The sequence below is a fragment of the Klebsiella sp. F11 genome, assembly GCF_056712265.1.
On sequence record NZ_JBWYFE010000002.1, the window covers coordinates 69689 to 84103 of the forward strand.

At 55.4% G+C, this 14415-nt stretch carries 12 protein-coding genes and 5 pseudogenes; 7 read left to right on the forward strand and 10 right to left on the reverse strand.

The genetic code is table 11. The features are described from left to right. The first annotated feature begins 8 nt into the window (after positions 1-8). A protein-coding gene (locus tag AC1M2H_RS28130; protein WP_480151836.1) for an IS3 family transposase occupies positions 9-1195 on the forward strand; the annotation gives its coding sequence in 2 pieces (ribosomal slippage) (positions 9-285 and positions 285-1195; 1188 coding nt in all). A gap of 9 nt (positions 1196-1204) precedes the next feature. Here AC1M2H_RS28130 and AC1M2H_RS28135 read toward each other — a convergent pair. After that, a pseudogene (locus AC1M2H_RS28135) lies at positions 1205-1576 on the reverse strand (transposase); the annotation flags it as partial. Between the two features lie 106 nt (positions 1577-1682). Here AC1M2H_RS28135 and AC1M2H_RS28140 point away from each other — a divergent pair. Next, positions 1683-2180, forward strand: a pseudogene (locus AC1M2H_RS28140) (IS256 family transposase); the annotation flags it as partial. Between the two features lie 92 nt (positions 2181-2272). Here the strand turns inward: AC1M2H_RS28140 and AC1M2H_RS28145 are convergent. Both AC1M2H_RS28145 and AC1M2H_RS28150 read right to left on the reverse strand, forming a co-directional pair. After that, positions 2273-2854 (reverse strand): DUF2913 family protein, encoded by a 582-nt coding sequence (locus tag AC1M2H_RS28145; RefSeq protein WP_480152185.1) that lies wholly within the window; start codon positions 2852-2854, stop codon positions 2273-2275. Between the two features lie 60 nt (positions 2855-2914). Continuing rightward, a complete protein-coding gene (locus AC1M2H_RS28150) occupies positions 2915-3196 on the reverse strand; it encodes a cytoplasmic protein (RefSeq protein ID WP_480152186.1) in 282 nt (93 codons plus the stop codon). 319 nt (positions 3197-3515) lie between these two features. On the opposite strand from AC1M2H_RS28150, the gene AC1M2H_RS28155 reads away from it, so the two are divergent. Next, a protein-coding gene (locus AC1M2H_RS28155) for an IS3 family transposase (RefSeq protein ID WP_480152187.1) occupies positions 3516-4978 on the forward strand; the annotation gives its coding sequence in 2 pieces (ribosomal slippage) (positions 3516-3969 and positions 3969-4978; 1464 coding nt in all). Between the two features lies 1 nt (position 4979). On the opposite strand, the gene AC1M2H_RS28160 is transcribed toward AC1M2H_RS28155, so the two are convergent. Beyond that, positions 4980-6194 (reverse strand): IS256 family transposase, encoded by a 1215-nt coding sequence (locus AC1M2H_RS28160; protein WP_480152188.1) that lies wholly within the window; start codon positions 6192-6194, stop codon positions 4980-4982. A 173-nt stretch (positions 6195-6367) separates the two neighbouring features. Here AC1M2H_RS28160 and AC1M2H_RS28165 point away from each other — a divergent pair, with 173 nt between their 5' ends. Both AC1M2H_RS28165 and AC1M2H_RS28170 read left to right on the forward strand, forming a co-directional pair. Further along, on the forward strand, positions 6368-7396 hold the full coding sequence (locus AC1M2H_RS28165) for a DUF1176 domain-containing protein (protein ID WP_480152189.1): 1029 nt from the start codon (positions 6368-6370) through the stop codon (positions 7394-7396). Positions 7397-7485: 89 nt separating this feature from the next. Next, positions 7486-7713: pseudogene (locus tag AC1M2H_RS28170) on the forward strand (transposase); the annotation flags it as partial. A 45-nt stretch (positions 7714-7758) separates the two neighbouring features. On the opposite strand, the gene AC1M2H_RS28175 reads toward AC1M2H_RS28170, so the two are convergent. After that, complete coding sequence (locus AC1M2H_RS28175; RefSeq protein ID WP_480152190.1) at positions 7759-8454, reverse strand: IS6 family transposase; 696 nt, start codon at positions 8452-8454, stop codon at positions 7759-7761. A gap of 263 nt (positions 8455-8717) precedes the next feature. Here AC1M2H_RS28175 and AC1M2H_RS28180 point away from each other — a divergent pair. Further along, positions 8718-9230, forward strand: a pseudogene (locus AC1M2H_RS28180) (Rpn family recombination-promoting nuclease/putative transposase); the annotation flags it as partial. 368 nt (positions 9231-9598) lie between these two features. On the opposite strand, the pseudogene AC1M2H_RS28185 reads toward AC1M2H_RS28180, so the two are convergent. The 5 genes and pseudogenes from AC1M2H_RS28185 to AC1M2H_RS28205 all read right to left on the reverse strand — a co-directional run. Then, positions 9599-9859, reverse strand: a pseudogene (locus AC1M2H_RS28185) (helix-turn-helix domain-containing protein); the annotation flags it as partial. A 384-nt stretch (positions 9860-10243) separates the two neighbouring features. After that, positions 10244-10642: a hypothetical protein gene (locus AC1M2H_RS28190; RefSeq protein WP_480152191.1), complete on the reverse strand. Its 399-nt coding sequence runs from the start codon at positions 10640-10642 to the stop codon at positions 10244-10246. 234 nt (positions 10643-10876) lie between these two features. Further along, the gene (locus AC1M2H_RS28195; RefSeq protein ID WP_480152192.1) at positions 10877-11203 is read right to left on the reverse strand and encodes a hypothetical protein; all 327 of its coding nucleotides are present in this window, start codon (positions 11201-11203) and stop codon (positions 10877-10879) included. A 22-nt stretch (positions 11204-11225) separates the two neighbouring features. Further along, positions 11226-13148, reverse strand: a complete 1923-nt coding sequence (locus AC1M2H_RS28200; RefSeq protein ID WP_480152193.1) for a hypothetical protein — start codon at positions 13146-13148, stop codon at positions 11226-11228. Between the two features lie 220 nt (positions 13149-13368). Then, positions 13369-13806 carry a ProQ/FINO family protein gene (locus tag AC1M2H_RS28205; protein WP_480152194.1) on the reverse strand — a complete coding sequence of 146 codons (438 nt, stop codon included), beginning with the start codon at positions 13804-13806 and terminating at the stop codon, positions 13369-13371. Between the two features lie 106 nt (positions 13807-13912). Here AC1M2H_RS28205 and AC1M2H_RS28210 point away from each other — a divergent pair, with 106 nt between their 5' ends. Next, positions 13913-14083 (forward strand): hypothetical protein, encoded by a 171-nt coding sequence (locus AC1M2H_RS28210; RefSeq protein ID WP_480152195.1) that lies wholly within the window; start codon positions 13913-13915, stop codon positions 14081-14083. Positions 14084-14415 lie beyond the last annotated feature (332 nt).

The window sequence follows — 14415 nt, forward strand, 5'->3', positions numbered from 1 at the left end:
GTCGAATAATCAGGACACTAAACTTACATCCAAAATGGAGGTGTTTAGTGAATCAGAAGCGAAAGTTTACGCCAGAATTTAAGAAGGAAACGGTGGCCCTGGTGCTGACGCAAAATTACTCCATTGCGCGTGCCGCAACTTCTTTGGGGATCAGCGCCAAAACATTGCGCAGTTGGGTCGCCGCCGCGCGCCAGCGCCATGAAAGTCCGCTTAGTGAAGATGAACAAGCTGAACTCCGAAGGCTACGTCTAGAAAACAAAGAGTTACGCATTGAGAAGGAAATATTAAAAAAGGCGAGCGCCTTCTTTGCGAAGCACATGTCGTGAGATACCAGTTTATCCTCGATAACGCAGGTAATTACAGGCTACGGACGCTTTGTCGCGTGATGCGCATTAGCCCGTCCGCATGGTATGCCTGGCGAAAAAAGCCGATAGCCTGCCCGCCGAAAGATACCGCAGTCAGGGTGATGCTCAAGGCGTTATTCTCTGCCAGTCGGGAAAGTGCCGGGAGCCGAACGCTGGTTAAAAAGCTCCGTGAAGAAGGCGTCACCATAAGTCGTTGGCGCGTTAGAAAAATCATGAGCGAAGAGGGACTTCTCTGCCGGCAACGCCGTGCCTGGAAGGTCACAACGAAACCGAAGAAAGGGGCTGATTTTGCACCAAATCTGTTGAATCAGAACTTCAATCCTCCCGGACCGGACCAGATATGGGTGAGTGATATTACGTATCTGAAAACGGGTGAAGGCTGGTTGTACCTGGCTGCGATCATGGATTTATATTCCCGCCGGATCGTCGGTTGGCACATTGACAAGAGAATGACATCGTCGCTGGTTTGCCGGGCTCTCATGCAGGCTTACAACCTGCGCAATCCACCGACAGGGCTGGTCGTCCATACCGATCGTGGAGCGCAGTATACCAGCAAGCGCTTCCAAACGCAGTTAACCAGTTACGGACTCAGAAGCAGCATGGGAGATGTTGGCGCCTGCTGGGATAACGCGGTAATGGAGCGTTTTTGGGGCAGTTTGAAACATGAATGGGTGCTGTTGATCCCGCAGCAGACGCGGGCAGGTATGAAACGTGATGTTGCAGACTATATGCGTTATTACAATCTTGACAGAAACCATGCTTCGAATGGGTATTTATCGCCAGTGCGATATGAACAGATGGCTGAGAAAAAAGTGTCCTGTTTAACTTGACCAGATCATCATTCCCATCGACTGGACCAGGGCGTCCACCTTGCGGGTGGAGACGCCATTTATCCACGCCTCCTGGATAACCGCGTTGAGCGCCTTCTCCGACAGCCTGCGGGCCTCGAGGAAGGACGGGAAGTACGAGCCTTCCCGCAGCTTCGGGATGCGCAGGTCCAGCGTACCGAGCCGGGTGTTGTACTGGCGGTCACGATAGCCGTTGCGGTAGGTCTCACGCTCATCACTGCGCTCATGGGGCTCCGCGTTGATGCGCTGGGTGACATCGGCTTCCATGATGCGGTTGAGCATAAATTCGGTGAGTTCACGCAGAAAGTCCTCACCGCCGGGTTGCATCAGGGTATTGGTGAATGTCATGCTGTTGTCAGCCATCGGTTTGTTCCTTTTGGATAATGTCTTCATAACCATTACCTTACCGGATAAGCCGATGGCTCTCACCATCCTTCCGAATTTACACCACGTCCTAAGACTCTACCTCCCGGACGCCATCAACACGGTGTATCCGGAAGCCCGCATCCAGCTGTGCATCATGCATATGGTGCGCAACAGCCTGCGGTTCGTCTCGTGGAAGGATTACAAAGCTGTCACCCGTGACCTGAAGGCCATCTATCAGGCCCCGACGGAAGAGGCAGGGCTACAGGCCCTGGATGCGTTCTGCGGGGCATGGGACAGTCGCTATCCCCAAATAAGCCGCAGCTGGCAGGCCAACTGGACCAACCTGGCGACGTTCTTCGCTTACCCGACAGACATCCGCAAGGTGATCTACACCACGAATGCCATCGAGTCGCTAAACAGCGTGATCCGGCATGCCATCAAAAAGCGTAAGGTGTTCCCCACGGACGACTCAGTAAAGAAGGTGGTATGGCTGGCAATCCAGGCCGCCTCACAGAAATGGACGATGCCTCTGAGGGACTGGCGTATGGCGATGAGCCGCTTTATTATCGAGTTCGGTGACCGCCTGGACGGTCACTTCTGAGAAAAGGCATTTACACAGAATCATGTACAGGGTCGCAGCGCATCACCCACTGACACTACCGGGTTGCCTGCTGGCGCCCCGTTCTTTACTGATCAACCAGCGCTGATTGACACCAGTTTCCAGTGTTCGTCGTTACTGACGGCCTCCCAGCCACAGCTTTTCAGCAGCGCATTTAACCCGTCAGCCCGGCCGCTAATTCTGGCCGGCACAGGTAGTACCTGCGTCCCGTCATCATTAAAACCGATATCCAGCGCGCTTTTCAGCAGACAGATGCTGTTTACCGATGCCGAAGGCTGAATCTGACGTCGACCGCTCCATTCACTGTCACTGAGGACGTGATACACCCAGTCGTACTGCTTCGCCAGTTCCAGCGCGTAGGTCAGGCGAAAAAGGTCGTTCTGCTCAGACAGTTCCCCCGTGCAACTGCGCCAGAGATAATCCAGCTTATGCCGCAATCGTGCACGAACGCCAAGCGTCCGACCTTGGTTGAGTATCCAGTCAACATCGGAGGCCACGTCGCGTGAAAAGCGGCGCTGTTTTTTCACCTGCGCAAACCAGCGGGTAATAAACAGGTTTTCCTGCGACTCCGACTCCACCAGGCCATCTTCCCGGGCCGTCAGCAGGGCGATAAGTGCACACCATGCCAGGTGGCCTGTTTTATCTGTCAACGTCACGCTGGCTTGCTCCCTCCGGTATTATTCATTTAACACTACAGCTCATACCAGTCACCGTATCTACTGTTCTGGCTCCGTTCTCAGCTTCCAGGTAACACCTCCGAAACAGGTTCCCCCGACAATCTGCTCCCAGCCGCCCTTCTGCTCCAGCTGCTTTTCCAGCGCATGAAAGTCGGCATGGCTGAGGACAATGTCTTCACGTTCGCCGGGCGACTCAAGGACGTAGCCGTCAGGAATGCGAGTGTCTGACTCAGCGGCTTTTCGAGAGGACATACGGTAGAAGGTTTTGATACATCCTCCCCGGATAAGGGCATCGAGGATGATATTTTCGGCAACGCGCATAAAGAACTCCGGCATACAGGGCAACGCTTCCACGGACAACGGCTTCGTCTTATTGCTCCAGTGGACCATCGCATGGCGATTGGGGCACAAAGGGGCCTAACCATGTCAACACAGTCACCTCCCTGAATACCATAAGTGTTATCTGATTTTACCATAACAGTCAGAAGGGTCGAGTCCGTCAAGGTGGTGTAAATTCAGTTGCCGCCTTCCGGTCCGGTAATGGGCCTGTTATGCGCTGACTGGCAGCGCTTCGATTACCCCCCATGTCAGGGTAGTTGTCGCCTCTGAGTGAAAAAAATCGGGGGGGCCGGAGACGACAATGAAAATCTATTCACCTGAGCGTAAAGCGGCTGTGATCGCCAGAATGCTTCCACCGCATAATCAACCAGTCAGCCAGTTATCACGCCAGGAGGAGATCCCAATAAAAACGCTTTACCACTGGCGCTCAGAGGCGGGTATTTCCACTCTGCCGGTATCCGGACAGAAAACACCTCCCAGTGAGTGGTCTCAGGAAGCGCGTTTTGCTGTACTGGTTGAAACGGCCCCGCTTTCTGCCCATGCTATAGCTGAATACTGTCGCCGTAAGGGCCTGTATCCTGAGAAAATTCAGCAGTGGAAGGACGAGTTAATGCAACCCGGTCAGCGAGAAGAAAAAGCCGAAATAAAACGATTAAGAAAAGAAAACCAACAACTTAACCGTGAAATTGCCCGTAAGGATAAAGCGCTTGCCGAAGCTGCAGCGCTGTTGCTCCTGGAAAAAAAGCTGAAGGCGTTGTTCGACGAATAAAACGAGGTCGAATGACGCGCACTGCCGGCAGGCTACGGTTGATGACGATAGTGCAGGAAGCCGTCGCTGGCGGGGCCCGACTGAGTGAAGCCTCCCGCTGCGTTGGGCTGAGCGAGCGGACCCTGCAACGCTGGCAGCAGATACCGGACGATCGGCGAACCTCGACGCCACGGCCAGCCCCGAAAAACAAGCTCAGTGCTGAAGAGGAAAAGCAGGTGCTGGCCATCTGCCATGAACCCCGGTTCGCCAGCCTGCCGCCATCGCAAATCGTTCCGGTGCTGGCTGATGAGAACCGCTATATCGCCAGTGAATCAACGTTCTACCGGGTGCTGCGGCGGGCGGGAGAAACCACGCACCGTGGCCGGCAGAAGGCCCCGCAGAGCAAACCACTGTCGACCTGGAAGGCGACAGCCCCCAGACAGGTGTGGTCATGGGACATCACCTGGCTGAAGTCGCAGACGGCGGGCCACTGGTTCTACCTGTACCTGATAGAAGATGTATTCAGCCGTAAAATCGTGGGTTACGAAGTGTACCTGGTTGAAAGCGGTGAGTATGCGGCAGAGCTGTTGAAACGGACGGTGCTGAGCGAGAGTTGCTGGCAGGTGCTGCAGGTGAAGCTTGCAGAACTAAAGATCACGCCGTCGCACAGCCGGCCGCGGGTGAGCAATGACAACGCACATGTAGAGTCACTGTTCAGGACGCTGAAATACGTGCCGGCATGGCCGGATAAGGGCTTCGCGACGCTGGAAGATGCGCGCGCCTGGGTGGAAAACTTCGTCGGCTGGTACAACGAAGAACACCGGCATAGCGGCATCCGCTACGTCACGCCAGGCCAGCGGCACAGGGGTGAAGATCATGCTCTGCTTGCACAACGGAAATCGGTGTATGAAGCAGCAAAAATGCAGACCCCGCATCGCTGGTCTGGGCCAACGCGCAACTGGAGCCGACAGGATGAGGTGTGGCTAAATCCGGAGCGGGAAACCCTGGCTGCATGAATTAACTGAGGCGACAACTACCTTGACACGCGCCGATTACGTCCTCTTCAGCGGTCTGCTCTATCTCCGCCATGCTGTGTTGTGGCAGGTAGCGGTTCTGCAGCAGCCATTCCTCGTTCTGCTCCGTCAGCACCGCACCCAGCAGCCGCATGATGCTCTCTTCGTTGGGGAAGATACCCACCACATCAGCACGCCGTTTCACCTCTTTGTTCAGACGCTCCAGTGTGTTCGTGGAGTGGATTTTCACCCGGTGCGCTTTCGGGAAGCCGAAGTACCCCAGCACGTCTGCTTCCGCCTCGTCCATCATCTCCGTGACTGCCGGCGCGCTTTTTTCCAGCTGGCCGGCGACCTCACGCCAGGTCGCATGGGCGCTTTTCTCATCGGTCTGCACGAACACCTGTTGCAGCGCCGCGCGCACCACTGACTGGCTGGTCCTGCTGACGCGGCTCAGCACGTTACGCATGAAGTGGACCCGGCAGCGCTGCCAGCTGGCGGTGAACACCTGCTGTATCGCCGCTTTCAGTCCGCTGTGCGAGTCCGATATAACCAGCTTTACGCCCTCAAGGCCGCGCTCTTTCAGACACAGCAGGAAGGCTAACCAGAACGCTTTCGCTTCTGACTCACCGATGCCCATTCCGATAATCTCCCGGCGACCGTCCAGGCTGACCGCGCAGGCGATTATAACGGCCACGCTGACCACCCGGCCGTTCTTGCGGACCTTCACGTAGGTCGCATCCAGCCACAGGTAGGGCCATTCCCCTTCCGGCGGTCGCTGCAGGAAGGCCTGCACACGCTCATCGATGCCGCGGCAGATGGACGACACCTGGCTGCGGGAGATGCCGGTCATTCCCATCGACTGGACCAGGGCGTCCACCTTGCGGGTGGAGACGCCATTTATCCACGCCTCCTGGATAACCGCGTTGAGCGCCTTCTCCGACAGCCTGCGGGCCTCGAGGAAGGACGGGAAGTACGAGCCTTCCCGCAGCTTCGGGATGCGCAGGTCCAGCGTACCGAGCCGGGTGTTGTACTGGCGGTCACGATAGCCGTTGCGGTAGGTCTCACGCTCATCACTGCGCTCATGGGGCTCCGCGTTGATGCGCTGGGTGACATCGGCTTCCATGATGCGGTTGAGCATAAATTCGGTGAGTTCACGCAGAAAGTCCTCACCGCCGGGTTGCATCAGGGTATTGGTGAATGTCATGCTGTTGTCAGCCATCGGTTTGTTCCTTTTAAGATAATGTCTTCGTAACCATTACCTTACCGGATAAGCCGATGGCGCTCACCATCCTGCTGAATTTACACCACATCTTAAGACTCTACCTGCAGTAGCTGTAACTGATAAAACTACCTACTGCTTATAAGCAGATGTTTTCCACAAGGAGAGAAAGTATGAAAAAGGAACGCTGGAGAGCGATACTGACATTGGCCATACTCAGCGCCCCCGCGCTGGCGGAAACAGGCGTTTCATTCATACACAAAGACTGGGAAGTGGTGTGTGATAACACGTTGACCTGCCGGGCGGGTGGGTACAGCGCTGAACAAGAAAGCGGAGGTTCGGTGCTGCTGACCCGCCAGGCCGGAGCGGGCACCGCCGTCTCAGGAGAGCTGATACTGGCGGAGGTGACCGACAGCGACGTTCTGCCGGGCAAACTGACGCTGTGGATCAACGGCCAGCCGGCAGGCGATGTGAAGCCCGCAAAAGAGATCTGGCCGCTGTCGGAGAAACAGGCCCTGGCGATCGTTAACGCCATCAAAGGCAACGGGAAGGTCGAATTTACAGGCGGGGAGGCGCCGTTTGTGCTTTCCGGCGAAGGCGCTTACGCGGTACTGCTGAAAATGGACGATGTTCAGGGGCGAATCGGCACGCCGGGCGCGTTGACCAAAAAAGGCGACAGGCCGGAAAGCAGCGTCCGGGCGGCGATTCCCGCCCCGGTCATTCACCGGGTCATGCCTGAGGAAGCGCAGGAGAGAGCGTTAACTGCGCCTGAGCTGGCGGTGCTCAAGCCGAAGCTTCTGGCCACGCTAAATGACAATGATTCGTGCGATCGCCTCCAGCCGGAGGAGGGGGAGGCTGAATCTATCAGCTTGCAGCCGCTGGATAACGCGCATTCCCTGATTTCGGTCTTGTGCTGGCGGGCGGCCTATAACGAAGGATACGGCTATTGGGTAGTGGATAGCAAACTTGAGAGTAGTCCGACACTTATCACGGTTTCCGGTTCTGAATATGGCGACGGCGAGATTATAATGATGCAGAAAGGGCGAGGGCTAGGCGATTGCTGGGGGACGGCGAGCTGGCTCTGGGATGGCACAACGTTCCGCAAAAGCCGTGAAGCGACCACCGGGATGTGCCGCGATCTTCGCCTCGGCGGGACATGGGATCTCCCTACCTGGGTGACCGAGGTTAAACCGGCAAAGTGAAATCACGTGGTTGCTAAGACCCTGTACATGATTCTGTGTAAATGCCTGATTTTGATATGTTCAATCCAACATCAAAAACAGGTTAATTTATGGACGAAAAACAGTTGCAGGCTCTGGCTAATGAACTGGCCAAAAATCTCAAAACCCCTGACGATCTCAACCAGTTCGATCGCCTGCTCAAAAAAATCAGTGTTGAGGCGGCGCTCAACGCCGAAATGACCCATCACCCCGGCTACGATAAACATCAGCCCAAACCGGCGACCAACGCCCGTAACGGCTATACTCAAAAGACGGTTATCACAGGCGATGGGGTTCTGTCGCATTAACGACAACAGGTCAGCAGAAGTCATGCTGCCTGTTTTTCAGGCAGCCAACAGGTAAAATTGCTCTGCAGGCGACAATCCTTCGCCCGCTGGATGATGAAGCTGTCCTTTACGGAGCATGTTTACCAATTCAATGCCTGCCAACAGGCACCGGGCCCCCCGAAACGATTTGAATCCCAACATCGGTCGCGTCCGTCGTTTGATGTTCCGGTGATCCTGTTCCACAAGGTTGTTCAGATATTTGTTCTGCCTGATAGTGATGCTTTCTTCATCAGATTTGTCGGCATTGAGGATGGCCAGCGCTGCCGTATTGGCACCACTTTTATCAATGGTTACCATTTCTGGCTCACCGTGGTGGCGAATGGCCTTACGAAAGAAACGCAGGGCGGCGGCGGCATCACGCTTCGCCGTCAGCAGGAAATCTACAGTCTGACCATCAGTATCGACCGCGCGGTACAGATATTTCCACTGCCCTCTGACCCGGATATGCGTTTCATCCATTCGCCACCGGCGACCCACAGCAAGTTTATGCCTGCGGAACGCCTTATCCAGCAGGAGCACCATGCGGATAACCCAGCGGTGAAGCGTGGAACGGTCAACTGTGATACCACGCTCTGCCATCATTTCCTCCAGATTACGGAGGCTCAGGGAATACGTCAGATACCAGCGGACACACTGCGCAATAATATCAACGGGATAATGCAGACGTCTGAAGGATTTTCGGATCAAAGACATGGTCAGGCTACATCGTAAAAAAACAGCATGTTACCTGACGGCGTTTTAATGCGACAGAACCGTTTGTGAGCGTGAAGGTACCAGATGCGGTTGGGGTGAAGAGATTAGGTTGCATCGGAGTCCCTCACTTATCAAACTTGGACAACCGTCCTAATTCGATAAATGCTAGGGCATTCGTCCTGGCAAGTCAACACGATGTTCATGTAAAAACTTTCCCAGGGTGCCACGGCTTAACGTGCTTTATTTTCCGTTTTCTGAAGCTACCCCTGGTTGACGTCACCGTCATCCCGGACGACGACATCATGACCCACCGCCGCATGGCAGCGCTGACGCTGCTGCAGAAACACATTCACCAGCGCGACCTTGCCGGCCTGCTTGAGCGGCTGGCCACCGTGCTGCTGACCGGACATCTCACGGGACAGCAGCTGATATCGCTGATAAACTATCTGGTACAGGCCGGCGAGACCGACGACGCCGAAGCCTTTGTACGTCAACTGGCACAGCGGGTGCCGCAGCACGGGGACACACTGATGACAATTGCACAGCAGCTGGAACAGAAGGGCATCGAGAAGGGCCTTGAGCGCGGGCGCATCGAAGGCCGTCAGGAAGGCATTCAGCTGGGCGAGCAGCGCGGTATCGAGAAGGGCAAACGCGAAGGTGAGCACGAGGCTTCCCTGAAAATCGCCCGCACGATGCTGGCTAACGGTCTGGACCGCAGCACGGTGATGAAAATGACCGGCCTGTCCGAAGACGACCTGGCGCAGCTGCGCCACTGAGTTTTTGCCTTAACCTTTTCCTGCCCGGCGGTCAGCCGGTACTGCCGGGGCAGAGCATCACCTTCCGCCATCGCCTGCCAGCTAGCCGCAGGACGCCAGCAGGGTTACCATCCCCTCCGTTCTGCTGGTGATGCGCGCCAGCAGCGGCCCTATCTGTCTGCCGTCCTCATCAAACGCTGCATCCAGGTTCGTGTGCGACAGAACCCTAGATCTGCGTCACGACCCAGACGCGGGCTGATATGAAAGGTGATGTTGCAGACTATATGCGTGATTACAATCTTGACAGAAACCACGCTTCGAATGGGTATTTATCGCCAGTGTGATATGAACAGATGGCCGAAAAAAAAGTGTCCTGTTTAACTTGACCAGATCTCGCGTAGTAGCACACTGGCGGGTATCCATTGTGGCCTGGCTGCTGCGACCCGTTCAAGAATGTAGGGCTTGAACGGGTCAAGCTTGCAGGGTCTGGGTGCGCGAGGCTTATACCGCATATCCGCTACGGGGAATGGGCTACGAATATATCTGCGAACGGTCTCGCTGGAGCATGAAAGCTGGCGCGCGATGGCGCGTATCGACATGCCCTGACGGTGTAAAACACTAATCTCCACTCTGGTCTCCAATGTCATCATTGGCAGTACCTTGAAACTGCCATTTTTACCCTGGGTGGGTCAGATTTACATCGGCAGGTGGGCCAGTTTTACATCGGTAGCGACACCAGTTCAACCAGCATCCGCACATTCATCTGTCCGTCACCCGCGGCGGGCTCAATCTAACACTCCCTGTCTGGCCCTCCCCCCTCAGTAGCGAAGCCAAACAATTAAAACATAAAGGATTGGGAATGTTAAAACGACGGCTACGGTTAAGAAAATAATCCGCCATATAGTGGGGATTGCACGATAGCTAAGATAGACGAATAGGAGGGCACCTATCAACGTCAGAGGCCATCCGAAATAGCCAAGAACCAAGATGTAGACATCGAAGAGTGTAAATTTGGGTATCATATGTGACCCGCTCTACCTTCCACATTTCTGACGCGTCACATTAGTCGCGGCAAATAACGTGCCACCAAGATCGTAATACTGAACAGTGATTATCGCTCCGTCATCAATCTTGGCGGCGAGTTCGTCATCGGAACAAAGAACGTTTGTTGCCGTCAGTTCAAGATGTTTCGGGTTGAGGCCCTCTATCGAATCCACGGTGTAAACAAAAATAAGAGATTTGCCATCAGTGGTGACCGACTGCAAAACGGTTTGATCATCGACTCGCTCAGGTACTGTATACTCCTTGATCAAGCGGGTTAGTTGTTCAGCGAGATCGTCATATTTAGCTTCATGAGCTAAAGCGTTTGGTCCGAAACAAACCAGCGCTATGGTGGTTAGAATTGCGATCTTCTTCAATGCTCGAATCAACATGATTAACTTAAATTGCCTTCTTATCTATAGTCTAAACTCGCGATTTAATGATGTTCTACCTGCGGAGCCTGTCAGCTCAAGTCTGAGCTAATACACCTGACGTGTTGTGGAGGTGAGCATATCACCTCCGATCAGGTGGCCAGTATCAGTGTGCCACTACACAGGGAGATGACGACGCCGGAACGGTAGCAGTCGGCTGGTTTCATTCTGTACTGTAGGAATGTTGTATGGCCGTCATTTTTTCTTCGTGCAAACCTCGCGACTGAACGTTTCCTCATCGGTGTCGAAGGTCTTGGATTTGCAGGATTGCAGACAATAGCGATCAAAGGCTTTCGATGAAAAACCTTGCCTTTCCGCCGCCACGAGAGCGCTGCGACTTGCCGCTGGCAAATACATGACCATGTCTTCGTTGCAGACTTCGCTGTACATGCATGCGGCAGCGGTTTCCCACAAGGAGGTGCAGAGTGAGTCGGACCGGGAGGCTGCACTAGCGGTTTCCTTGCTTGTCACGACCAATATAAACGTAACTATCATCAGGCGCGGTATGGAGAATACTGTCATTGAACCATCCAGAATATTGACTTCAAAAAGAGTCGGTATCGAGCAATTCGGGGAACCATGTGGCGTTCTTTAGAACAATAGACGTTCTTTGATAGTGAAGGCAAGTCGGATTGTCGTGCCGCATGAAAGCGCGTGAAAAATCCGATGGCGGCGGGGAGATCTGCAAGTCCACCATCGCCTCGTTCGGCCGACCAAGTGTCTTATACACCTCCGGGCTCATACCGTCGGGCAAGGCATCGATCCGGCGCTCACTGACGTGAACGAGATAGAGGCGTTCATCGTCAAAACCCTGGAGTTTCGGGAAGAAGAAGGTTTCTCCTACCCACGAAAGCACGCCCGTTTCACTGTCGAGTATGGCGATGCGGTGAGGAACCGCAGGTGGAGCCGCATAGGCAACGGCTGCGATATAGCGGCCATCGCTGGAAACCCGGTGGTCCAGTAACCACTCGCCTTCGAGTGGACGTCCCTGAAACTCGCAGCGATAGACGTGGCGGGAGATGTCCTCATCGATATACAGGAAACGCCAGAGGAGCTTGCTGTCATTTTTTAACGGGGCGCTTTCAACTCTCTCATCGTCGTCTCCATCCGGTTCCAGAGGCAGGATGTGGTGAATGACAGGCATCTGGAATGTCTTCCCGTCGATCTCCAGTGCAGAACCCGTATAGCTGTCGAGTTTTCCGACATTTACCCTGCTCAGGCTCGGTTGCATCAATTCATACTCGAGCGTCATGCAGCTGGTGTTGAGGTTGACGGGGTGACATCCCAAAGCATAGGGAACATTCGTGAGCAAGTTCTGCCGCAGATGGATCTTTCGCCACTTCATTCGATCGTCCCAGAGCCACCAGCCTTTGTCACCGCCGTTTTGCGGAGTTGCTTTACAGGCAAAAGCCCGGCGGTCATCTCTCCAGATGACGACGGGATGTTTCATTGAAATAACGAGACCGCTGTCTGCACCCTCTAACGTGATCTGTCCCTGTGGGTCTAGAAGGGGATCGAGCGGGCTTTTGAGCGCTGTCAGACTTTCGGGAAGGCGCAGCGTCCACTCGATGGATGGTCCGTGGGTGGCAGAAGAACCTGGAAACTCCTTCTCGTGGTACTGTCGTACAGCATCCCAGTACTTCTGAGGGAGTTTTATGTCCGCGACATCGACCATCCTCTCTGTGTCGGCATGGTCGATCAGATCGTCGATCATCGCCATCCAGCTCTGGTTTGAAACGAGCGGGCTGTGGCGTCCCGAAATTGTCATCTGGCCGACCAGATCGATCTCCCAGAATTTGCTGCCGACATCGCAGGTGTGGAGTCGCCGCTTTTTACGGTCGTAGATCATTAATGGCCAGTCCTCGCGCGACGGTGCAGGTGTCACGAAATAGCGGCCATTGGGCGAGAACCCGGTAGAGGCGCCGCCGCCGATAATCACACTGCCGTCCGGCAGAAGGTAATTACAAACCGCAGGCCCGCCCATGACGAATTCTGTGATGGAAAGCAGCCTCACCTTTTCGCCTTTCGGGGTGGAGGGTGCAGGTAAGCTCCAAGCGCTCGGCCCACAGAAGGGAGGAGGACCGACCTTCGTCAGGCGAGGCCCCTTTGGTGGTAGCCTGATTTCGAGCTTTGCCAGCTTCTCCCAGCCCGCATGCAGTGCCATCAGAACGAAGAAGCAGGCAACACCGACGAGCGTTCCCAGAATCGTCCCCGGCACATTATTGGCGACAAGCCCGCTCATGCCGAAACAGCCGCCCAGCATCCAGACGAGGGTTCGGTCGACCTCACCACTCACCCGGTTCTCGATCCATTCGGCTAGATGGGTGATAAGCCAGTAGAGAAGGATGAGTGGGGGCGACAAATAGACCGGAATGACGAAAGGCACGACGAGCAGCGACAGCTCAAGGATCAGTCTGCTAGGAGTGATAACTAACTGCTCGTCTTTGGTCGGATGTCTATCGCTCATGTTTCAAATTCAATCCCCAAATTGCACATAAAGAAGCGGGACCAGGCAAAATCCGGCAAAGAGGATGGCTGATCAGCGCCATTTCTCTCTCCGGGTTTTGCAAAACGCTACGAGCGGGCTGTGCCGCCAGAAAAGATCGCAAACAGCCAGAACGATATGAAGAGAATGATATAAAGGTATATGATGATTGTTCCTGATGGAATTAAAACCTATCCAGAATTTACCGGTTATCCTCTCCCTGACTGTCCTGCGGGGTGCCGCGCTTCTTCGAAGCAAAGCGGGCGCGGATGGCGGCGATTTTCTGCCGGGCATGATGTTCGTCGGACGCGGTGACGACCCCGGCGGGCTCACCGCTGAGGTCCGTGCGCGGGGTGCCGGCAGTGACGGTGCGCAGGTATTCGATGCGGCTGACCACAAAGCGGATAGCCTTCAGCCACTCCTCCTCAGTGAGTCCGCCCTGCGGGTGAAGCGCAATCCACACCCTGACGTCCGCCGAAATCCCGGCCTTCACCGGGCGGAACTGCCCGGCCCCGGCCCCGGCCTCCGGCCAGAGGCGGGGAAAGACCGCCGCCACCTTATTCACGGTAGCCCATGAGCGGGCAGTGCGGCGCTGTTTTTTGCTCAGCGCGGGTTTCGCAGGGGGGACTGACTCAGGCATGGTGTCTCCGTTCAGGGGCCTGTCACTCCCGGTATTTTAGCATATCCTGATGATATTACACACAATTCTGTCCTTTTTTCATGCGCTTCAGCGCATAAAAGGCGGCATGACGAAGTTACATATCGCACCGGAGTTTTCCCGCCGCAGCCCGGCGTCAGCCGGTACGGCCCTGAGCCAGACCCGCTCAAAACCACACAGAAGCGGCTGTGCGCCGTCGGAGTGGTCCCGGCAAGGCGAAGCCGCAGCCGGGGCGTATCTCCGCGTCAGCGGCCCGTGAGGGCCGCCTACGGGCGTGTACATCCGGACCTGAAGCAACACCTCTCACAGCGACCACAAGCCTCTAGTTACAACATCCGTCATTAACAGCGATGCTTTTCCCCGGCCTGCGGCCGGGGGGAGGCGGCGCTGTTCAGTGGCGGGGAGGGGCTCTGAGGTTTCAGGTCTGCACGGACGCTGTTTTCAGGTGAACATTCCGGATGCTGTAACTAACCGGCACGGACGGGGCCCGTTGCGCAGCGACGGGAGGCACTTCCGGTTTTCCGGACCGGCGCGGACGTGAGTCCGCTGTCAGGGCGGGCATTCTCCGGAGCCTGTCCACAGGTCAGGCGA